This window comes from Methanobrevibacter sp. (assembly GCF_015062985.1).
Lineage (GTDB): Archaea > Methanobacteriota > Methanobacteria > Methanobacteriales > Methanobacteriaceae > Methanocatella.
The window spans coordinates 1-21697 of the sequence record NZ_SUTI01000002.1 but is presented as its reverse complement, the minus strand read 5'-3'; the positions used below and the strand labels follow the sequence as shown (position 1 = coordinate 21697).

The following is a 21697-nucleotide window of genomic DNA, read 5'->3' as shown; positions in this document are numbered from 1 at the left end:
TATCTCCTAAAATAGTTTTATTTGGTCATAGTGAATTCCATGGAATTTTTCTCTGTCTATTTCCGGTAAGTCAAGGTAATTTTCAAGCTTGAATTTCTGGAATTTGGACTTTTCACTTTCATCAACATAAACGCTGATGTCTGGTATGTTAAATCGGGCCTTACTCAATGCGCCGATAATGTTTGAAATTTCGGTCAACGGATATAATTTTCCATCCACGTTAACTTGAGTTTTCATTTCATCAAAACGAGGATATTCAGCAATATTAATGAACACATAATCCTTATCGATTTTGTAATCTTCTGCAATCTCTTCTTCTGCTTTTCTCAATGTTTTCGCTTCAATCTTATACATTTTTTCAGGATATTTGAAATTGTCCAGTCTTATTGTCTTAACCCTTTTCATGACGTTTCTGTTATCCAGTCTGGACATGATGTCGTTTGCGAATTCATTGTCGCAGTGCCTGAATATGCCTATAATGTCTGCATCGTCATATTTGTAGATGTCCTTTTCTTTTATTATGCCTTCATCAAATACCTTTTTGAGGGCTCTTCTGAACATGGAATTGACGATTCTTGTGGTATGATGCTGGTATACGCTTGGGTACATGAAATATCTTGAAACGAGAGCCCCTTCAGCAGCTTGAACGCCTTTGATATCCAATATCAATCCATCCTCAAGTGTTAAGTTGGATATTATTCTTTCATAATCGATGATTCCATAAGCAACACCTGTATTATGTGAATCCCTTAGAAGATAATCCATTCTGTCCACATCAAGCTCTCCTGAAACGACAGGTCCCAGATAACCTCTTCCATTAATTATGTCAACAATCTCATTGACATCAAATTTTTCTTCAAGCAGGTCTCTCATTGATGTTTCGGTTATTACAAATTTGGTCAGTTCCTCATGGGGAAAGGACAGGACTCCTTCTGAGACATGTGAAAATGGACCATGTCCGATATCATGCACCAATGCGGAAGCTCTGATTAGTTCAATATCATCATTTTCCAGGCCAAGCTCTTCGGCAAGTTTGGATCCGAGGTTCATGGTTCCAATAGAATGTTCAAATCTGGTGTGTGTAGCGCCGGGATATATTAAACTTATCAAACCCAACTGTTTGATTCTTCTTAAACGCTGGAATTGGGGCATATCCATTACTCTTACTTCAAAATCATTTAAGCTTATGTCTCCATAGACACTGTCCCTGATAAACTTTTTCTTCTCAGTCATTTAATCAAACTCCATTAGTATTCCAGGTCACTCCAATCTCTGTAAGTGTAGTTTATGTACTCTATAGTGTGGTTATCAGTAGTATTCTTGGTTATATTCGTATAATTGGTTTCAATTTTTGGAAGTATTGTTGGAACTTCATCAATGTATTTCGGTTCAAATGAATCATTTTGAATAGGTATCAATTTATATGAGTCATTTTCTTCTGTAATGGTTAGACTAGCAAATGCACAGCTAATGCAGAATGAAACCACTGCAATTATTAAAAATATCATTAAATTGGCTTTTACTGAGTCTTTCATAATAACACTTATTTTTATTTTGTTTAATAGATTAAACTATACTATTATTATTTTTTTTAAAAGCTAATATTTAATATTTTCTTAAAAAATTGATTTTAAGGTCATTTTGTATATTTTTTATGGGATTTTTTTTCACTTCATTAATTCTTTCATGTAGGTGGATTATTTTTTTTACAAAAAGGTTTATATATGATATGGTTCAACTTTATTATATCGGAAGAATACTTCCGACATATTACTTCCGATAGGATTTTAATATATAAGTTATTTTAAGGTTTAGATAAAATGGATGTTTTTAGTGCTGGCGACACAGCTTGGATTCTTGTTTGTACATTACTGGTACTTTTAATGAGTATTCCGGCAGTCGCATTTTTTTATGGAGGATTAAGTAAACGTAAAAATGTTTTAAATACAATTTTTTTAACTTTCATCGCATTTTCAATTATCAGTATAATCTGGGTTATATTCGGTTACCAATTTGCGTTTGGAAGTGATGTAAACGGATTGATTGGTGCTCCTACCAATTTCTTTTTACAGGGCATAGGTCTGGATAATTTAAATGGAACAATTCCAACCTTGCTGTTTGTAATGTTTCAATGTGCATTTGCAGGGCTTACATGTGCAATCATGTCAGGTGCTCTTGTAGGTAGGATGAAAACCAGAGCATGGGTTATATTTGTTCCAATTTGGGCATGTTTAGTCTACGTCCCTATCGCCCACTGGGTATGGGGAGGAGGATGGCTGATGCAGATGGGTGCACTTGATTTTGCGGGAGGTGCAGTAGTTCACATTAACTCAGGTATTTCCGCATTGGCTGTCGCATTGGTGTTAGGTAAAAGAAAAGAAGCAAGCTTAATTCCGCATAATTTAGGATACGCAGTTTTAGGCGCTGCTCTTTTATGGTTTGGATGGATGGGATTCAATGGAGGATCCGGTCTTGCTGCAGATGGACTCGCGGCAAATGCAATCATAGTGTCAAATGTTGCAGCGGCTGTAGGGCTTGTTGTCTGGACAATCCTGGATACATATGTAGTTGGAAAACCAACTGTTTTAGGTGCAATATCCGGTGCAATTGCAGGATTGGTCGGTATCACTCCGGCAGCAGGTTTTGTTGATGTTTTTGGCGCTTTAATGATAGGTATGGTGGCTCCGATTATCTCATACTTTGCAATTTATTATTTAAAACCTAAACTTGGTTATGATGATGCTTTGGATGTATGGGGTATCCACGGAATGTCCGGTGTATGGGGAGCTATTGCAACAGGAATCTTCGCTGTACCTGCAATCGGAGGAGCAACAGGATTGCTATATGGAAATCCAGAACAGCTTGTTATACAGATTATCAGCGTAATAGCCACTATGATATATGCATTCACAATCAGCTACATATTGGCTAAAATATTAAGTAAGGCAATGAACGGAATAAGAGTTGACGAGCATGAGGAAATAGGCGGTCTGGACACACATATCCACGAGGAGTCTGCATACAACTTTAGCTAGGTGATAAAATGAAAAGTATTATTGCTATTATAAGACAGGAGAAGTTTAATGAAGTTAAAAATGCCCTTTTGGAAGTAGGTTGTGAAGGGATGAACGTTTCTGAGGTCAAAGGAAGAGGAAGCCAGAGAGGAATTCGCGAATCCTATAGAGGTTCCAGTTTCTGCATTGACCTAATTCCGAAAACCCGTGTTGAAATTGTTGTAAAGGATGAGGATGTCGATTCAATTGTCGATGCAATCAGAAATAGCGCATACACAGGAAATATCGGTGACGGAAAAATATTCATTTTCCCTGTTGAAAATGTAATCAGAATCAGAACAGGCGAAGAAGGAGATTCCGCCATTTAGATAAAAAGAATATCTGGAAATAATTCTCATTATTTCCTTTTTTTTTAATATTGAATAACCACACCATTGATGTCTGAAACATCAACCCATGTAGTGATGCCTTTAACTTCATATAAGACATTGTTAATGTATTCATAGGAAACGTTTTTATTATCACTGACTAAATAGACTTCATTGCCGTTGATGTCTGCGACCCTTTTTATTATTCCACCGTATTCATCAGAATCTGCAACAACGATGTCCCCAACGCGGATGTCATGGCTTTTGTTTATAAGAACTTTCTGCCCATCCTGCAGTGTTGGAAGCATTGAGGTGCCGTCAACATTAACAATGACAGGTATTTGGTCAGGTCCGATAGTTGAATCAACTGTGATTTTTGGGTTTTCCAATCCGTATCTATCACAGATATTTTTTATTTCGCCTTTGAGTGTATCTGCATCGGAAGTGGTGTCATTCATGATTCGTACAGTGCTGTTACAAATTTCACTGTTAAGGCCAGCGGTGTCGATGTTTGAAAATGTGTGGGTATTAACGGTTACATTTTCCCCATCAAGATAAACGTCTACTGTGTTTTGGCCTAAAAACGTAAAAGCAAAAGCTCCAACTATTAAAATAAGTATTAATAAAGCTAAAATTATTTTTTTAGCCATTTAAATCACTAATCCATTATGTTTAAATTCATATTAAGCAGTGCCTTCATAGTTTCGATATCTATTTGGCCGGGCGCTGTGGCGTCTCGTCCTGCAGCAAAAGTAATCGGTGAGTCGAATTTTGATGCCATGACTCTGGTATAACTGCCCAGATCACCCATTGAAATTGCAATTGTATCCTTGCAGTGTGAAAGAACAGCCAATATTGTCAGGGTGTCCTCCAAATTCTGTGGCATGAATGCTACTTTTGCAATGTCTCCAAGCTCATGTTCTTTTTCGACAATGTACATTATTTCATTTAAATCAGGGGTCTTTTCAAAGTCATGATAGGAAACGATTGTTGTGACACCGGTTTCTTTTATTTTGTTTATGTATTCATCATTGCTTTGAAGCTCAATATCCACATAGTCCACCAAATCACAGCATTCGTATAAAATATTGATTCTTTCCTCTTCGCTTCCGTTAAATGATCCGCCTTCGGTATTGATTCTGTTTGTAGCTATTATTGGAAAATTAATTTCTTCAATGGTTTGTCTTATCTCGCGAATATCGGGCTCTTTCAGTGCATCTATTCGAAACTCTAGAATATCGGCTCCTTTTTCAATACAGTCTTGAGCTACTTCAATTACATCTTTACAATTTTCCTGAAAAATTGGAATTGCAATTTTGGTCTGTGAATACATTATTTAGTATTTAAGTTTCTTTTTATTAATTAAATTTTCTTAAAAACTCCTAATATTTATATAAATTAAATAACAAATAATATATCAATAAAATACAATATTTTATTTATTTATAAATCAATTATTAAAGGTGTTAATTTGAAAATTACAGCTATAGGTGCAGACATATCAAGAAATGATGTGTCATGCAGTACTATGCTAGTAGAAAATATAGAACGAAACCTTTATAGGGTAAAAGAGTTAGGCGCAAAAGATGTGGCTTTAACAAATGTCACTGGTGATGATGTTGTTGTAAGTGCATTTGTTGAGGATAATCTGCTCGAATCCGTTAATGAAGGTATAGTTAATATTTTAAAGGAGAGTGCAGAAAACTTCGGAGATTTGTCTGGAATTTCACAGACTCCCGAAGGTGCTGGTGAAGGAATTTCATATGCTGAAGCAAGCATTAGGCCTGACAGGTATCCTGATGCTATTGTTTTGGGTTTTGACACCTATGGTGGAGAGCCATTTGTTGGAGATGTTGCAAATTCAGCTATTGATGCTGCAAAGGGCATGAAAAACCTGACTGATATTTCAGGTTATATAGAACCTAAAATAAGAAAGATACCTGGTGTAGGTTATGTTTCACCGGAAACGGATGATCCTGTTGTTGTCGCCACAATTGAAGATATAGAATCCGTTGGAGTAATTGCTTGTGCAATGATTGGCGCTGCACTTGGAAATAAAAATGTTTATTTAGTTAAAAGAGGAACAACTTGTAATGTATTGCCGGGTAGCGTAATATTCTCCGCTACTGCTTTTATGAATGGAAATGTAATAGATTTAGCTGTTCCGTTTGAAAATAAAACTAGAATATTGAGATAGGAGAATTAATTATGATTTTGTTAAATGAAGATACAAAATGTTTAGTTCAAGGAATAACCGGTAAACAAGGTTCATTCCACACAGAACAAATGTTAAACTATGATACAAATATTGTTGCAGGAATCACCCCTGGAAAAGGAGGACAAAAATTTTTAGACAAAGTTCCTATTTTTAATTCCATTGAAGAAGCAAAAGAAGAGGTGGACATTAACTCTTCAATTATTTTTGTTCCTGCAAAATTTGCAAAAGATGCAGCTTTTGAAGCAATAAGACACTTAGATTTGGTTGTTATTATTTCAGAGCATATTCCGGTTCATGACAGTATGCAGATTATGGCATATGCTAAAGAGATGAATACCACAATAATTGGTCCGAACACTCCTGGAATTATCTCTCCGGGCGTAGGTAAATTAGGTATCATGCCTACCCACATTTTCGCTGAAGGTAATGTCGGTGTGATTTCTAGAAGCGGTACATTAACTTATGAAATTGCAAGTGAACTTACCAATGCAGGAATAGGTCAAAGTACTGCCGTAGGTATCGGTGGAGACCCAGTAACCGGAGATAATTATGTTGATATCCTAAAAAGATTCGACAAGGATGATGACACTGATGCAGTTGTTTTGATTGGTGAAATAGGCGGAACTGCAGAGGAAAGGGCTGGTAAATATATAGCTGAAGAAATGTCAAAGCCTGTAGTTTCATATATTGCAGGAAGAACTGCACCTCCGGGCAAAAGAATGGGACATGCTGGTGCAATCATTCAAGGAAATTCCGGTACTGTTGAAAGTAAAACAAAAGCTTTGAATGAAGCTGGTGTTGAGGTGGCTATTAAACCATCTGAAATTGTAGATTTACTTAAAAAGGTTATGTAATGACAAATCAAGAAATTATTGATAAACTGCTAAATGGCGAAATGAAACTCTATCAGGTTGACAAAGAGGTTTCAGCCAAGGAAGCGACTGATATCAGAAGGGAATTTTTAGAACAGAAATTAGGCATCGAGTTAAATAACATGTCTAATTACACTCTTGACATGGAAAGGGCATCAGCCAGGAACATTGAAAATTCAATTGGCGTTCTGCAGCTTCCAATGGGTATCGCAGGCCCTTTAAAAGTTAATGGTGAATATTGTAAAAGGGAAGTCTTGGTTCCTCTTGCAACATCAGAGGGAGCATTGGTTGCATCCATAAATAGAGGTGCATCTACCATTACCGCATCAGGAGGGGCAAATGCAAGGGTGGTGTCTGACATCATGACTCGAGCACCTGCCATTAAGTGTGAAGGAGTTGGCGATGCATTAAAGATTAAACAATGGTTTATCGATAATTTTGATGAGTTAAAAGAAATTGCGGAAAGCACAACCTCCCACGGTAAATTAATTAAAATTGATCCTATCTTAATTGTTGGAAGCTATGTTTATCCTCGTTTTGTTTTCTCAACAGGTGACAGTATGGGGATGAATATGGTGACAATAGCTTCAGAAAAAATATTGAATAAGTTAGCACAGGAAACTACAGCAACACACATTGCATTAAGCGGTAACGTTTGTGTTGATAAGAAACCTGCTGCTATAAACATTGTTGAAGGAAGAGGAAAAAGCGTTATAGCAGACATTATAATTCCAAAAGACATTGTAGCCAAAAAACTCAAGACTACTGCTGAAGCAATTGTTGAGGTCAATACCGCCAAGAACTTAATAGGTTCTGCCGCTTCAGGCAGCATGGCATTCAACGCTCATTATGCCAATATGATTGCAGCAATATTCTTGGCAACAGGTCAGGACGCAGCTCATGTCGTTGAAGGATCCCTTGGTATTACTACTGCAGAGAACAGAAACGGAGACTTATATTTTTCAGTCAACTTACCTGATTTGCCTGTAGCTACAGTAGGTGGAGGAACCAGTCTTGAAGTAGCTCAAGAGGGACTGAACATTTTAGGTGTTGCAGGTTCAGGAAAAGCACGGGAATTTGCAGAAATTGTAGCATGTACCGTTTTGGCAGGTGAATTATCACTTGTAGGTGCATTGGCTGCAGGGCATTTGGCAAGAGCCCACCAGGAACTTGGTAGAGGATAACATGGATGATTTTTTAGAAAATCTCTACCCTGAAATAACCCTCGAGACTGATGATATCATAATGACTATTGCTTTGAAGAAGGATTATTCTCAAATTAAAGATTTGGATAAACGAAAAGAAGAATTTATGAAAGATTTAAGAGACTTTTTAGATGAATTCGAGCAGACTCCCGAATCTTTGGAATTTATGAGATATTATGATGATTAGTTTTTGGAATCAATTTTTTCAAAAACTTTTTTGACATTTACTTTTGTTTCAAAGCAGCCTGTTTTTTCAAGCAGAACTCCTTGCGGACAAAAATCGGAGAGCAACATCATCATCTGATTTAAATCCTCATGGCAGGCCACGCCAATGACGGCCTGGAATTTATTTTCCATAACTATTTTTTTGACAAAACTTGATCCCGGCACAATATACAGCTTGTAACCCAAAGGTTCAGCTTTTTTCTTTATAACACCTATAGAGCATAATCCACATTCAGTGCAGTTCAAACCTTCCTTTTGAAGTGTTGCGGGACAATCCTTATGTCTAAGGCAATGAGGAAGGAATATTAAAGTTTTATCGGCAGGGATTTCCCTGAATTTTTCCTTGTTGATGTCATCCCTAACCCTTATTGCAATATTGTCGATTAGATGTTCGTCAAGTTTCAATAGCTGGGCTATTGTCTTGAAGGGGGAATAGAGCGAATCGACTACAAACAATACAAATCTAGGGAATTTTATCTTATTTTTTTTAGCAAATAAAAGGCCCAATATCAAAACTACAATGAATAGTATGACAATGAGAATTACTAAAAATACTACTAACTGCCCTAAAAATGTATAAAATGATTCTAGAAACATTTTTTCAACCTAAAATTTTTCGATAGTAAAATTATCAAAATCCCTGTTTAATCTAACACCAGTGGATGTTTTAATTATTTCAAGCCCGGAAAGGCTGTCGCATGAACAGAGTACGTTCTGTTCGGGATGTGTTCCAGGGGTGATGTTGCAGTTCAGGTTTACTTCATCTCCAATTGATATTACTGTTTCTAAACGTTTTGTTGATGGATGGTCTTTATTTAAGATTACTAATGGGGATGACTCTTCACGACTTAAGTAAGCTTGTGACCTTATTGCCCTTTTGTCTTTCTTGAAATTTGACACTGCTATTATGTCGTCTGATTCCAAAAATTGCACTATTTCCTCATTGTCTTGTGTGGCTATGAACAACATCTTATCTTCGTAGGCTACTTTCACGATGCCCACCATTCCTGTTTCACCTTCAAGAAAGAGAATCTCATCATTATTGAAATCAATATTCATCAAAATCACTAAAAAATAAAAAAAGAGTAAAGGTTAAGTTTACTCTGCAAGTTCAACGTTGTCACTTTGGCAAGATGGACAAACTACTTTTTTTCCAAGACCTTTAAAGGTATTGCCACAGTCTTTACAATGGTATTTTTTTGTTTTTAATTTTTTCAAATCGATATCGGCCATTGGCCCTCCACTAGAACACATTTAAAATCACCTTTGTTATTATAATATATAATATATTATATTATTTAATATTATATTATTCTTTGAATATTTTCCATTTTTTCAAGAACCGCCCTGTCATTTGTCAAATCAAAAAGCAGTTCATAGAAATATAATGCCTGATGGAATAGATGTTCGCTGTCATATTGGTCTGCTAGTTTTGTCAATGTTTCTATAATGAATGGATTTGCATCAATTTGGATGTTTTTGCTTGTTAATATGGAGATGCATTCTTCTCTAGTCAAATCAATGTCCTGGCCTTTGGATTTGATATATTGAAGCTCCTTATACGCAAGGGGACTTAATTCATATTTCATGCTATAGTTAAAGAGTCCTGCGGCGGTTTTCAATTCGTTCTCTTCAATATAAAAATAGCCCAGATTCCTGTAGCATCTTGCAATGTCATGAGGATAGTAGGCATATTCAAGGGCTTGTGTGGTATACATGAAGAACTTGTTGAAGTCTGGAGTTTTGATTTTGTAGATTTCACATAACTCCAACAGTATTCTTGAAGAAACAGGATTGATCTTCAATGCCTTCTTGAGATTTGCTTCACTTTCAGCCAATTTGTTTGACTCTAAAAGTAAAAATCCATAAGCATAATACAAATCAAGCAAAGGTTGGTTGTCTGGTATATATCTAACTACCTTTTTTGCACCAATATATTTATTAAAAATCTCTTCCTCAAGGGGGTTGGTGAAATAGTGGTACTCACTCACCTTATCATCTTCAAACATCGGTGTGAAGGTATTCATGAATTTAGTGAGAATTTCCAGTGCATGTTCATATTCTCCATTTTCAATAAAGGGATAGCTTTCCTCCAACACATCAATTATGGGAGTTTCGTTTTCAGAAATCTCAATGAATTGCGCTTTTTCTTCTTCACTTAAACAATCCCACATCATACGTGAGATTTCCTTGATAATCTCCTCGTTATATGGGTGGTCCTTGTACTTTTCAATCTGTGTTGACAGATATTTCCTGTTCAGCTCGTTGTTTTCCCCTAAATTCAGTTTAATCTCTTTAATTATTTCCTCATACATTAAAACACCAAAAGTTAGTTTAATAAGTAATCTTTTTATATAACCTCTAACTCATATTATATATGTATAAAAACTTAGTTTTATATTATTTTATTAAAAAAATTTAAAGGTGATTATTAAATGGCAAATCAACCAATTTTTATTCTTCCTGAAGGAACAGAAAGATATTCAAAAAGAGATGCTTTAAGAATGAATATCACTGCAGCAAAAGTTTTATCAGGTATTGTTAGAACTACTTTAGGTCCTAAAGGTATGGATAAAATGTTAGTTAATTCTTTAGGAGATGTAACAGTAACCAATGACGGTGCAACCATCATGAGTGAAATGGATATTGCACAGCCTGCAGCTAGAATGCTTGTGGAAACAGCTAAAAAACAAGAAGATATTGTTGGAGACGGAACCACTTCCGTAGTTGTTATTGCAGGAGAGTTATTGGCAAAAGCTGAAGAATTATTAGAAGACGGTATCGCAACCTCTGTTGTTGTAAAAGGATATAGAAATGCAACCGAAAAAGCAGTTGAACTCTTAAACGGAATAGCTATTGATGCTGATGATAAGGAAACTCTTAAAAAAGTAGCCGTCACTGCGATGAGCGGTAAAGGATCTGATTATGCAAAAGAACACTTAGCAGATCTTGTTGTTGAAGCTGCATTAAGAATTAAAGAGGACGGAAAATCTGATATCGACAATATTAACATTCAAAGAGTATCCGGAGATTCTGTTGAAGATTCATTCTTGGCTGAAGGAATTGTTATTGATAAAGCTCCAGTATCCAAAAACATGCCTAAAGATGTTAAAGATGCTAAAATTGCTATCATGAAATATCCTATTGAATTAAAAGATATGAATACCTCTTCCAAAATTGATATTACAAGTCCTGAACAATTTGAATTATTCTTAAATAATGAAGAACAAATGATTAAGGATTTAGTTCAAAAAGTCATTGATTCCGGTGCAAATGTATTATTCTGTCAAAAAGGTGTCGACGACATGGCAGAACATTACTTGAAAAAAGCAGGACTCATGGTTTATAAAAGAGTTAAAAAATCAGATATGGAAAGAATCGAAAAAGCTACCGGCGCAAAACTTGTAACAGACATTGAAGATTTAACCCCAGATAAGTTAGGTACCGCTGGTCACGTATATCTTGATAAAATATTCGACCATGAATTGACATTTATCGAAGAATGTGAAAACCCTAAAGCTTCTTCCATCGTATTAAGGGGAAGTACCCGTTATGTAACTGAACAAATCTCCAGAGCTATTGACGATGCTTTAGGTGTTGTTGCAGCCACTATTGAAGAAGGCAAAGTTCTTATTGGTGGTGGAGCTTGTGAAATCGATTTAGTAAAACAGTTAAGAGAATATGGTGAATCTGTAAGTGGAAGAGAGCAATTAGCTATTTTGAAATATGCTGAAGCTTTAGAAGTTATTCCAAGAACTTTAATTGAAAATGCAGGTTTAGACACTATTAACTTGATTGCTGATCTTAAGGCTGCTCACGAAAAATCCGGTCTAATTGGAATCAATGTGTTCACTGGTGAAGTTGAAGACATGAAGGAAGCTGGAGTAATTGAGCCTTTAAGAGTAAAAATCCAAGCTTTACAATCTGCAGGTGCTGCAAGTGAAATGATTTTAAGAATCGATGACATGATTGCAGCAAGAAATGCATTAAACTCAACCGGACCTGATGAGTCTGGTAATGATGATAGTGGTATGCCTCCAATGCCTGGAATGGGTGGGGGAATGCCTCCAATGATGTAAAATTGAAAAATTTTACTTCTTTTCTTTTTTTTATTTTTTCTATATAAATTGTATTAAACTTGTATATGTGTTATTATATTTACGCCAATCTGTTTAAGTTAACTTTTTCGCAGGAGGATAATTTTTTAATCTATTTTCGTTTTTCTATTATAATTGTTTATTTTCACTGATTTCGTGTTAAATGAATTGTTTTTTAGTCTAACTTTATACTAACCTATGTTTTTTAATTAAATAGCTTATAATTATATGTTATTTCATATGATAAGCATTTCAATTACTGTTTACATTTTAATAAAATTAAGTAACTTTAAATATTGTTTCATATAGTATTATTCTGTTAAAAGCTAATTCAAGTATATTTTTACTTAATATCTTATTTTCATAAAGTTTAAGCCTTATTTTTAAAAATTAAACTTATTTAAAGCTATTTAGCAAATAAAAAGGTTTATATAAGATATTTTAAATAAATATTGGTGAAGTGAGAAAATTTGCTCATGGATTTTTAAAAAATTGTTATGGAGGTAAAATATTTTGAACAAACAATTATTACTCGCTTTGCTCTTGTTATTCACTGTCTTGTTTTCAGTTAGTGCAATTTCAGCAAGTGAAGTAAGTGTTACAGATTCGCATACTGCTAGCTTAGTAGATGACACCACAGATGTCTCAGTCCCAATGGAGAAAACCGCTGATTCATCAGTACTTTCTGTATCAAGTGATTCAAATGTTGATAATGATTCATCTAAAGTTTCTCTATCAAGTGAAGAAGTTTTAGGATCTGAAAATTCAAATACTTTATCAACTAACTCGGATAGTAATTCTTTAAGCGCTACTGATGGGGTCACTACTGGTGCATCCAGTGAAAGTGATGTTTCTTCTACAGCAAACAGTATCGTATCAAAAGATATTACTAAATATTATAAGGGAAGCACTCCTTACAGCGCAACATTCTATGATGACAACGGTAATGTTTTAGCGGGTAGGAATGTTAAAATTACTGTCAATGATATTGCTTATACAGTAAAAACAAACTCAAAAGGGGTTGCTTCATTAGGAATACATGAAAAACCAGGAACATTTACTATTGTTTCAACCAATCCTGTTACTGGTTTTAAGAAAACAAACACATTTAAGATATTATCTACAATCAATGCTGAGGACATATCTAAAGTTGCTGCTGATAAAAAGAAATTCAATGCAACATTTTTAGATAGCAATGGTAAACCTCTCGCTAATCAGAAAATTTCATTTTCTATTGACGATGGTGCTGTATACAATAGGATTACCGATAGTAATGGTGTAGCTTATGTAGCTTTATCCGATCTTGAAGGCGGTTACCATAAGATTACTTTATATAATGCTGATGGTTTGACCAAAAAATATACTATTAAGGTATATAATAAAGTTGAAACCAAATTCATTACCCGTCTACACGTATTATATATTGGTGATTCCCAAGTACTCAAAACAAGGTTACTTAATGCATTTGACTATGCTCCTCCAGCAGGAAAAACTATTACTTTAACTATTAATGGAAAAACTTATACTGCAACAACTGATAGCGATGGATATGCAACATTCAAATTATCCGGTTTAACTGCAGGTACATACACAGCATCTTATAAATTTGCCGGAGGTACTCATTATAAAGCATCAACCGGTTCTAATAAGGTTTATGTTCTTCCAAGTAAAGATTTATCACTTACCGTGAAAAGTACAAAAACTTTCGGTATAGGATCAGGTTCTTCATTTAAAGTTGCTTTAACTTCAGGTGATGTTCCTTTATCAAATAAAAAGATTACTTTTACAGTTAATGGTAAATCACAAATTGTAACTACCGACAGTAATGGTATTGCATCTTTACCAATCAAATTGGCTAGCGGATCATATACCATTAAATATGCATTTAATGGTGCCACTAACTTGGCTGCTGTCAGCGGTTCAACCAAGATTACTGTAAAAGAAAGATCAGAAACCAGAATTCTTTGGAAAAGTGTAACCAAATTTACTGAAGGTACTTTAACCTTTAAAGTTGCATTAAAAACTCCAACTGGAACTCCTATTGCTAAAAAGGTTATTTCTTTAACTGTTAACGGCAAATCATATACTGCAACTACAAACGCAGATGGTCTTGCCACATTCTCTGTAAGCCTTACCCCTGGAACTTATACAGTTACTTACAAGTTTAACAGTACCGGCGATGAGAATTATGCTGGACGTACAGGTACAACACAGGTAACTGTCTCTAAAAAGTCAACTTTAACTAACGGATACGGTTATTGGCTTTTCGGTGGAGATATGAAAAGTGTTAGCTTAAGCAGTTTAGCTTCACAAGGCACAACAGATATTTTCTTGAACTTCTATGCAATTACTAAACATGGACAGTCAGCTGTCGAGTCATGGATTGCTAGTGCAAATAAATTAGGAATTAGGGTTCACATATGGATGCAGGCATTTTATGATGGATCATGGATTAATCCGGTTTCCGGTGGATCTCCGAATACTGCATATTTCACTAAAGTAATCAATGAAGCTAAGTCCTATGCAAAAATTAAAGGTGTTGCTGGAATTCACTTTGATTATTTAAGATATCCTGGTACTGCTTATAAAACTTCAGGTGGTACTGCAGCTATTACACAGTTTGTAAAACAGGCTACCAGTGCCCTTCATGGGGTCAATTCAGATCTTATAGTTTCTTGCGCTATAATGCCGGAAACAACCAGTAATGTTTACTATTATGGTCAGGACTTTGCCCAAATTAGTAAATATATGGACTTGGTTGTTCCTATGATATATAAAGGAAACTATGGTAAATCTTCCTCATGGATTACATCAACTTCAAAATGGTTTGCTGATAATTCAAATGGAGCTAAAGTATGGGCAGGATTACAAGGATACGTATCTGATGATGATGTAACAAAGTTATCACAATCTGCTATGAAAACTGATGCTCAAGCAGCATTAAGCGGTAAAGCAACCGGTGTTATAATATTCAGATGGGGTTTAACCAGTTACATTGATTTCAAATCATTATCCTCATCATCCTCTTCAAGTAGTTCTTCATCCGGTGTAACTATTGCACAAGTTGCTGCTGCAGCAAATTCATTAGTTTCATCACTCAAGTCTGTGGATTCAATTCCATCTACAGTCAGTGTTGGAGGTACCAGTTACTCTGCTCCTAGGTTCTTATATTTGATGACAAAAGCTGTCGAATATATTGATGCAGGCAAATCATCTTCTACTAAGATTTCACCTGTTTCAGCTAACGGTGCTGAAAATCCTTCCGGAATTTCAGGTACAGCTTCATTGTCTAAAGCAAATTATTTGGACGTTGCAAAAAGAGTTAGCAATTTCATTGTTTCATATGGTCAAGCACCTAATTATGCTGGTTCCACTGTAGGAAATATTAAATACCAAGCATTAGTCGCTGGTTTCGCAAGTGTTTTAGCATCTTATAATGTTAATGGCAAATTGCCTAGTACAATGACTGTTAATTCAGTTGTTAAACCTAGCCAATCTGCTTCTGAACCATCAACTCCTCAACAAGAGGAAAGTTCATCAGAAAGCAGTTCTAATGTTAAATCACTTTCTTTTAAGAATATTATTGCTGGTGCCAATACTGTTAAAACCTATTATGCAAGCAACGGTAAATTGCCTGCCTCAGTTACATTGGCTGGAATAGAATTCTCAATGCCTGAATTCTTTTACTTGATGAGTAAAGCTATCAACAATCTTGAAAACTCCAGTGCTTCAGCTGTTGCCATTATCTATGGTGTTAAAGAACCAACTTCTCCATCCGGAGATAATATTGGATCAGCTGATTTAGATAAGGATGGGTATTTCAGACTTGCAAGACTTGCAGCACATTATGTTGAAGTTAAAAATAGGCCGCCTGACTATATTTCAACAACTTTTGGAAATGTTATTTATTCAGAATTAGCTGATGCATTTTCACGTATCTTGGTATTCTATAATTCAAATGATAATTATTTACCTAACTATGTAACTCTTCGTTATTCAGACGGAACTACTCCTGTCGATCCGATTTATGTTACTGGCTCAGGTTTAAATGAGAAAAATAGAGTTACCGATTTAACTCCGTATTTGCAATCTTCAACAAATTGTCAAGTAAATAATAGTAAAATCAAGGCAGTTGTCAATACATTAACTGCTGGTTTGACCACTGATTATGATAAAGCTGTTGCTATTTATAATTATGTAAGGGATCAAATCTCATATAGTTTCTATTATGATACTAGATACGGTTCAGTTGGAACATTAGATGCTAAGACTGGTAACTGTGTTGACCAAGCACATTTAGTCATTGCTATGTACAGGACTGCAGGTTTAGCAGCCAGATATGTTCATGGAACTTGTTACTTTAGTAGTGGAAGCACATATGGACATGTATGGGCTCAAGTATTGATTGATGACATGTGGGTTGTTACAGATCCGACAAGCTCTAGAAATTCATTTGGAAAAGTAGTTAATTGGAATACTAATTCATTTAGTATACACAGTATCACTTCTGGTATTTCATTCTAATTATTCTACTTCTTATTTTATTTTTTTCATTAATTTATGTTCATTTTTAATCGCTATTTAGGTATACCAAAACTTTTTTATACTTTAATAATTAAATATTAATGTAATGAATTGATAGGTGAACATATGTCTGAGGATAAGATTAGTGATAATATTGAGGAATATTTGGAAGTTCTCTATCGTAACGGAAGTAATGGGGAACAGGTTTCAACTACTCAATTATCAAAAGATTTGGAAATTGCACCGGGCAGTGTAACTCAAATGCTAAAAAAATTAGAAAGTTTGGGTTATATTGGTTATACACCATACAAAGGAGCTACTTTAACTGAAGAAGGTATGAAAATAGCTCAAAAAATTACAAGAAAACATAGGATTTTGGAAAAGTTTTTAACTGATATTCTAAAGATTAAAGAGGAAAATGTTCACGAACAAGCTTGTGAGATGGAACACACTTTATCTGACGAAGCTGAAAGAGCATTATGTACTATGTTGAGTAATCCAGATTTATGTCCGAACAATAATATAATTCCTGCATGCGATTTTGATTTTGATAGTTGCAAGCAATGCTATTCCCAGAACGATTTCGACCAGATTATCAATAGAAAATTCAATTTGCTGTCTATTTCCGAGTTAAATTCAGATGCTGAGGGTACTATTTCATTCATTCGCGGCAGCAATGAGCTTTTGGATGACATTTCAGCTAAAGGCATTAAAGTTGGTTCAACTTTAAAGTATGAATTTAATGATAATAACGCAAGCAACTATTTTTTAGTTTCAATTGATAATAAAGAGTTAAATATTCCATTAGAAATGGCTAATAATATTTTTATTAGATTTTAACTTCTTTTTTCTTATTTTTAAAAAAATTTATATAATATTTGCTTCAAAATTATTAGCATTAAATATAATTTATTTCTTTTTGCGGTGTTTTAATGCGAGGAAAGTTATCTGAGGGTATTGTATCAATTAAGATTGAAGAAGGAAGCAAAAGACCAATAGCTCTGCATGAAAAAAGCAAGTTTGGTAAAATTGAAGCTGATTCATTAAACATTTCTTTAATTGAAGCCTGTTATTTATTGGAAAAGGGTCGTCTGGATATTTATGAGGATGATGTTGAATGCAGCATAGGTTATATTATTGACCTTTTGAAAGAGCAAGAGGCTTATGGAAAATATGTTGTATATCGTGATTTAAAAGACCGCGGATATGTAATTAAGACTGGTTTTAAATATGGATCTGATTTTAGATTGTATAATCGTGGAAAAGGTCCTGGAGAGGTTCATTCCAATTTTCTGGTTAAGGTAATATTTGAAAATTATGACATTGATGCGCTTGATTTTGCAAGCTATGTGAGAGTTTCACACGGTGTTAATAAAAAACTTCTTTTGGCAATTGTTGATGATGACTTTGACATTACCTACTATAATATTGAGTGGACAAGACCTTAATTAAAATTAAAGGAATCCATTATATTTTTATAAGATAGTTTAATTATTATAATAATGTTTAATCATAAAGTTAATTAAAAGAGATTGTTGGTGATAATGTGGCAGATTTAATAGATCCATGGGCATCATTTACCCTAGATTATGACAAGTTGGTCAATCAGTTTGGTATTGGAAAGATTTCAGATATAATAGACGACATTAAGAATCCTCAAAAGCTGATGAAGAGAGGAGTAATTTTTGGACATAGGGAATTCAATGAAATCAATAACTTAATCAATCAGAATAAGGATTTTGCGGTTGTAACAGGTATGATGCCAAGCGGTCAGATGCACATCGGCCATAAGATGGTCGTCGACCAGTTGAAATGGTATCAGGAGAAAGGTGCAATGCTGTCACTTCCTATTGCAGATTTGGAATCATATGCCGCCAGGGGAATGAGCTTCGAACAAGGCCGCCAAATTGCAGTGGACGAGTACTTAACCAATTGGATTGCATTAGGCCTTGACCTTGAAAAGGATAATGTCAACGTATATCTGCAATCTCAAAATAAGCAATTGCAAGATTTGGCTTTTATGGCTTCAAGCAAAACAAACTTCAATCAACTCAAAGCAATCTATGGATTCACTCCATCAACTAATATAGCTCATGTTCAGGCGCCTCTGGTTCAGGTTGCTGACATTTTGCTTCCTCAAATCGAAGAGTTCGGAGGTCCGAAAAAGGTTGTCGTTCCTGTTGGCATAGACCAGGACCCTCATTTAAGATTAACAAGGGACATCGCTCAGAAACTTCATGAAGATTTAGGCTTCCTGACTCCCGCATCAACTTACCACAGGTTTTTGACAGGATTAACAGGAGATAAGATGAGCAGTTCCAAGCCATCTACAGCGATTTATCTTAATGACGATACAAAAGATGCAGTCAAAAAGGTTAAATCCGCAAAGACTGGTGGAAGAGAGTCATTAAAAGAGCAGCAGGAATTGGGTGGAGAAGTTGACAAATGCGTAATCTATGAAATGCTTTTATATCACTTCATAGATGACGATGAGGAACTTGAAAAAATAAGGCAGGATTGCTTAAACGGTACTTTGCGTTGCGGCGATTGTAAAGTAAGAACTGCCGAGCTGATGGAAGAATTCATGGAAGATTTAAAGGCAAAACAGGTTGAAGCTAAAGAAATTGCACAAACATTGATATAATGTTGAATGAAGTCAAATTAGCATTCCAGGAAAATAAGCTGGCCATATGTATTTCAGCTGCTATTCTTATCATTTCCATGATTTTGGGATATCTGCTTGAGCCTTATGCATATGGTTACATGAATCCTGTCATTGAAAATTTGGCAAGGAAAGTGGAATCGGGCGCTATCCAGCTGACATTCGGAGATATATTTTTCAATAACCTTAGAATCATCTTTATGATGTTTATTTTCGGTGTGATATTTTTCTTTTCCACTGTGCTTTTAGCATTCAACGGATTTTTTGTAGGATATTATGTTGCCGCTTCTCGAAATATTCACGTGTTGCTCTATATTATACCTCATGGGATATTTGAGCTTTCTTCATGTGTTCTGGCATGTTCAAGCGGCTTTATTTTATTCAATTTTATCTATAGATTCTTCAAGACATTGCTGCATCAGGAAAACAAACCGTTTTCAGATAAACTGACAGATTCGTTTGAATCAAGCTATGATAAATTAATACAGGCTTGCATAATATTTTTAGTTTCAATAGTTTTGATGGCGATATCCGGTTTTATTGAAGCCTATCTGACAATCCCAATTGCCAAATTTGTAATATCAATTTTAAGTTAAATTTTTATAATATACGATAAAAAAATATTAAATGTGATTATATGATAAGATGTGTTTCTTGTGGAGAAGAATATGACGATGATGAAGTAATCTACACTTGCCAAAAGTGTGGATCTGTACTTGAACTCGTTAATGAAATTGATGTTTCTAAAGACATTTTTGACGGTAGAAGAGATAATTTATGGAAATTTAAAGAATGCATTCCTGTTGATGAAACAAAAATAGTTTCCCTTGATGAAGGGGGAACCCCATTCTGCAAATGTGACAAGTTAGGTGACGAGCTTGGAGTAAACCTGTATGTTAAGGTGGAAGGTTCTAATCCTACCGGAAGTTTCAAGGACAGGGGAATGACAGTTGGAATGACTAAGGCAATGGAACTTGGTGTTGACACTGTTGGTTGTGCTTCAACTGGAAATACTTCCGCATCATTATCCGCTTATGCGGCACGTGCCGGTTTAAGGTGTATCGTATTCTTGCCTTCCGGAAAAGTTGCTTTAGGAAAATTGGCTCAGGCAATGTTCCATGGGGCTGAAGTAATGTCAATCAATGGAAACTTTGATGAAGCATTAGAGGCAATGACTGCCCTTGCATTAGAAAAACATCTTTACTTATTAAATTCCATTAACCCATATAGGCTTGAAGGACAAAAAACCATAGGTTATGAAATTGTTCGTGATTTGGGATGGCAAGCTCCGGACAGGATCATTTTGCCTGTAGGAAATGCGGGAAATATTTCAGCTATCTGGAAAGGTGTTAAAGAATTCCACGATGCCGGTTTCATTAAGGATTTGCCGATGATGACAGGTATTCAAGCTGAAGGGGCATGCCCTGTAACCAACGCATTCAAAAAAGGTGATAGAAGAGTGGTTCCTGTTGAAAATCCGGAAACCATTGCAACTGCTATCCGTATTGGTGCACCTGTAAGTGATATTAAGGCATTAAATGCAATTTATGATTCCAATGGTTATTCTGAAACCGTAACCGACGAGGAAATTTTGGATGCTCAAAAATTGCTTGCAAGAACAGAAGGTATAGGTGTCGAGCCAGCTTCAGCAGCTTCAATTGCAGGACTTAAAAAACTTGTAGGCGAAGGTGTCATTGATAAAGGCGAAACAATAACATGTGTTGTTACTGGACACTTGTTGAAAGACCCTAACACTGCTATTGATGCATGTACCCAACCTACTGAGGTTGATGCTGATATAGACACTTTAAGAAAGATTCTTATGAACAAGTAGATTTAACTTAGTTAAATCTCTCTTTTTTACTTTTTTGCTTTTTAATTTTGGTTTTTTTTGATAAAATTTACACTTTTTTTATTTAACCTAACCTATGAAAAACATTTTTAAATATAGTGGTACCGGTTTTTATGTTTTAACAGTTTGCTTTTTTATGCTGAAATTTTTAAAAATCAGCTTTAATAAACCAATATATTTATATATAAGCAAATAAAAAACTATTATTACAAAATAAATGAGGTGTATAATTATGAGTGAATTACCAATTGCTCCTGTAGGAAGAATATTAAAAAATGCTGGTGCACAAAGAGTTAGTGATGACGCAAAAGTTGCTTTAACCGAAGCAATCGAAGATTACGGAAATGAAATCGCAGCTAAAGCTGTAGGCTTTGCTCGTCACGCTGGTAGAAAAACTGTAAAAGCTGATGATGTAAAATTAGCAATTAAATAGATTTGCAATTGATCATTTAGATAGTAATTTTTTACTATCTCTTTTACACTTTTATTAAAGTGTTTTTCTATTTCTTTATTTCGAAATTTATTTTTTAACTTCAAAAATTACTTATTTTGGTCTTTTTTTAAAAACATTTATATACTATACGAACCAATTTAATATTGTCTAGTTCTCTAGAATTATTTCATTAATTACTAAATTTTTATTTTTAGTTTTGCTAAAAA

The 21697-nt window shown here is 34.9% G+C and carries 22 protein-coding genes; 14 read left to right on the top strand and 8 right to left on the bottom strand.

The genetic code is table 11. From position 1 onward, the window contains the following. Positions 1-6: 6 nt before the first annotated feature. Positions 7-1233, bottom strand: a complete 1227-nt coding sequence (locus E7Z77_RS01025; protein WP_292749216.1) for an HD domain-containing protein — start codon at positions 1231-1233, stop codon at positions 7-9. A gap of 14 nt (positions 1234-1247) precedes the next feature. After that, positions 1248-1535, bottom strand: a complete 288-nt coding sequence (locus tag E7Z77_RS01020) for a hypothetical protein (RefSeq protein ID WP_292749213.1) — start codon at positions 1533-1535, stop codon at positions 1248-1250. Positions 1536-1820: 285 nt separating this feature from the next. Between E7Z77_RS01020 and E7Z77_RS01015 the strand changes: the two genes are divergently transcribed. Then, on the top strand, positions 1821-3035 hold the full coding sequence (locus E7Z77_RS01015) for an ammonium transporter (RefSeq protein ID WP_292749211.1): 1215 nt from the start codon (positions 1821-1823) through the stop codon (positions 3033-3035). An 8-nt stretch (positions 3036-3043) separates the two neighbouring features. Beyond that, positions 3044-3382 carry a P-II family nitrogen regulator gene (locus tag E7Z77_RS01010; RefSeq protein WP_292749208.1) on the top strand — a complete coding sequence of 113 codons (339 nt, stop codon included), beginning with the start codon at positions 3044-3046 and terminating at the stop codon, positions 3380-3382. Between the two features lie 44 nt (positions 3383-3426). On the opposite strand, the gene E7Z77_RS01005 is transcribed toward E7Z77_RS01010, so the two are convergent. Further along, entirely contained in the window at positions 3427-4032 is a 606-nt protein-coding gene (locus E7Z77_RS01005; protein ID WP_292749205.1) for a S24/S26 family peptidase, read from the bottom strand. A gap of 8 nt (positions 4033-4040) precedes the next feature. Continuing rightward, positions 4041-4715 carry a type I 3-dehydroquinate dehydratase gene (gene aroD, locus E7Z77_RS01000; protein ID WP_292749203.1) on the bottom strand — a complete coding sequence of 225 codons (675 nt, stop codon included), beginning with the start codon at positions 4713-4715 and terminating at the stop codon, positions 4041-4043. A gap of 138 nt (positions 4716-4853) precedes the next feature. Between aroD and E7Z77_RS00995 the strand changes: the two genes are divergently transcribed. The 4 genes from E7Z77_RS00995 to E7Z77_RS00980 are packed head-to-tail and all read left to right on the top strand — an operon-like array spanning position 4854 to position 7864. Continuing rightward, positions 4854-5579 (top strand): hypothetical protein, encoded by a 726-nt coding sequence (locus E7Z77_RS00995; RefSeq protein ID WP_292749201.1) that lies wholly within the window; start codon positions 4854-4856, stop codon positions 5577-5579. A gap of 11 nt (positions 5580-5590) precedes the next feature. Continuing rightward, complete coding sequence (gene sucD / locus E7Z77_RS00990; protein ID WP_292749199.1) at positions 5591-6454, top strand: succinate--CoA ligase subunit alpha; 864 nt, start codon at positions 5591-5593, stop codon at positions 6452-6454. Then, complete coding sequence (gene hmgA / locus E7Z77_RS00985; RefSeq protein ID WP_292749197.1) at positions 6454-7656, top strand: hydroxymethylglutaryl-CoA reductase (NADPH); 1203 nt, start codon at positions 6454-6456, stop codon at positions 7654-7656. The genes sucD and hmgA overlap by 1 nt, the downstream gene beginning before the upstream one ends. Before the next feature lies 1 nt (position 7657). After that, positions 7658-7864 carry a hypothetical protein gene (locus E7Z77_RS00980; RefSeq protein WP_292749195.1) on the top strand — a complete coding sequence of 69 codons (207 nt, stop codon included), beginning with the start codon at positions 7658-7660 and terminating at the stop codon, positions 7862-7864. Here E7Z77_RS00980 and E7Z77_RS00975 read toward each other — a convergent pair. Genes E7Z77_RS00975 through E7Z77_RS00960 form a run of 4 tightly spaced genes read right to left on the bottom strand, consistent with a single transcriptional unit; the run spans position 7861 to position 10217 of the window. Continuing rightward, a complete protein-coding gene (locus E7Z77_RS00975; RefSeq protein WP_292749193.1) occupies positions 7861-8499 on the bottom strand; it encodes a DUF116 domain-containing protein in 639 nt (212 codons plus the stop codon). The genes E7Z77_RS00980 and E7Z77_RS00975 overlap by 4 nt on opposite strands. A 9-nt stretch (positions 8500-8508) precedes the next feature. Continuing rightward, complete coding sequence (locus tag E7Z77_RS00970; RefSeq protein ID WP_292749191.1) at positions 8509-8961, bottom strand: hypothetical protein; 453 nt, start codon at positions 8959-8961, stop codon at positions 8509-8511. A 39-nt stretch (positions 8962-9000) separates the two neighbouring features. After that, positions 9001-9156, bottom strand: a complete 156-nt coding sequence (locus tag E7Z77_RS00965) for a hypothetical protein (RefSeq protein WP_292749190.1) — start codon at positions 9154-9156, stop codon at positions 9001-9003. Between the two features lie 50 nt (positions 9157-9206). After that, positions 9207-10217, bottom strand: coding sequence for a hypothetical protein (locus tag E7Z77_RS00960; protein ID WP_292749188.1), 1011 nt, complete (start codon positions 10215-10217; stop codon positions 9207-9209). A gap of 120 nt (positions 10218-10337) precedes the next feature. On the opposite strand from E7Z77_RS00960, the gene thsA reads away from it, so the two are divergent. The 8 genes from thsA to E7Z77_RS00920 all read left to right on the top strand — a co-directional run bounded on the left by thsA (position 10338) and on the right by E7Z77_RS00920 (position 21470). Next, positions 10338-11981 (top strand): thermosome subunit alpha, encoded by a 1644-nt coding sequence (gene thsA, locus E7Z77_RS00955; RefSeq protein WP_292749186.1) that lies wholly within the window; start codon positions 10338-10340, stop codon positions 11979-11981. A gap of 531 nt (positions 11982-12512) precedes the next feature. Beyond that, the gene (locus E7Z77_RS00950) at positions 12513-16523 is read left to right on the top strand and encodes an Ig-like domain repeat protein (RefSeq protein WP_292749184.1); all 4011 of its coding nucleotides are present in this window, start codon (positions 12513-12515) and stop codon (positions 16521-16523) included. 126 nt (positions 16524-16649) lie between these two features. Then, positions 16650-17363 (top strand): metal-dependent transcriptional regulator, encoded by a 714-nt coding sequence (locus tag E7Z77_RS00945; protein ID WP_292749182.1) that lies wholly within the window; start codon positions 16650-16652, stop codon positions 17361-17363. 92 nt (positions 17364-17455) lie between these two features. Then, the gene (gene endA, locus E7Z77_RS00940) at positions 17456-17971 is read left to right on the top strand and encodes a tRNA-intron lyase (protein WP_292749180.1); all 516 of its coding nucleotides are present in this window, start codon (positions 17456-17458) and stop codon (positions 17969-17971) included. Between the two features lie 98 nt (positions 17972-18069). Beyond that, the gene (locus E7Z77_RS00935; RefSeq protein ID WP_292749178.1) at positions 18070-19167 is read left to right on the top strand and encodes a tryptophan--tRNA ligase; all 1098 of its coding nucleotides are present in this window, start codon (positions 18070-18072) and stop codon (positions 19165-19167) included. Continuing rightward, positions 19167-19781: a stage II sporulation protein M gene (locus E7Z77_RS00930; RefSeq protein WP_292749175.1), complete on the top strand. Its 615-nt coding sequence runs from the start codon at positions 19167-19169 to the stop codon at positions 19779-19781. Before E7Z77_RS00935 ends, E7Z77_RS00930 begins: the two co-directional genes overlap by 1 nt. A gap of 41 nt (positions 19782-19822) precedes the next feature. Further along, complete coding sequence (gene thrC, locus E7Z77_RS00925; RefSeq protein ID WP_292749173.1) at positions 19823-21019, top strand: threonine synthase; 1197 nt, start codon at positions 19823-19825, stop codon at positions 21017-21019. Positions 21020-21269: 250 nt separating this feature from the next. Then, positions 21270-21470, top strand: a complete 201-nt coding sequence (locus E7Z77_RS00920; protein WP_292749171.1) for a histone family protein — start codon at positions 21270-21272, stop codon at positions 21468-21470. Positions 21471-21697 lie beyond the last annotated feature (227 nt).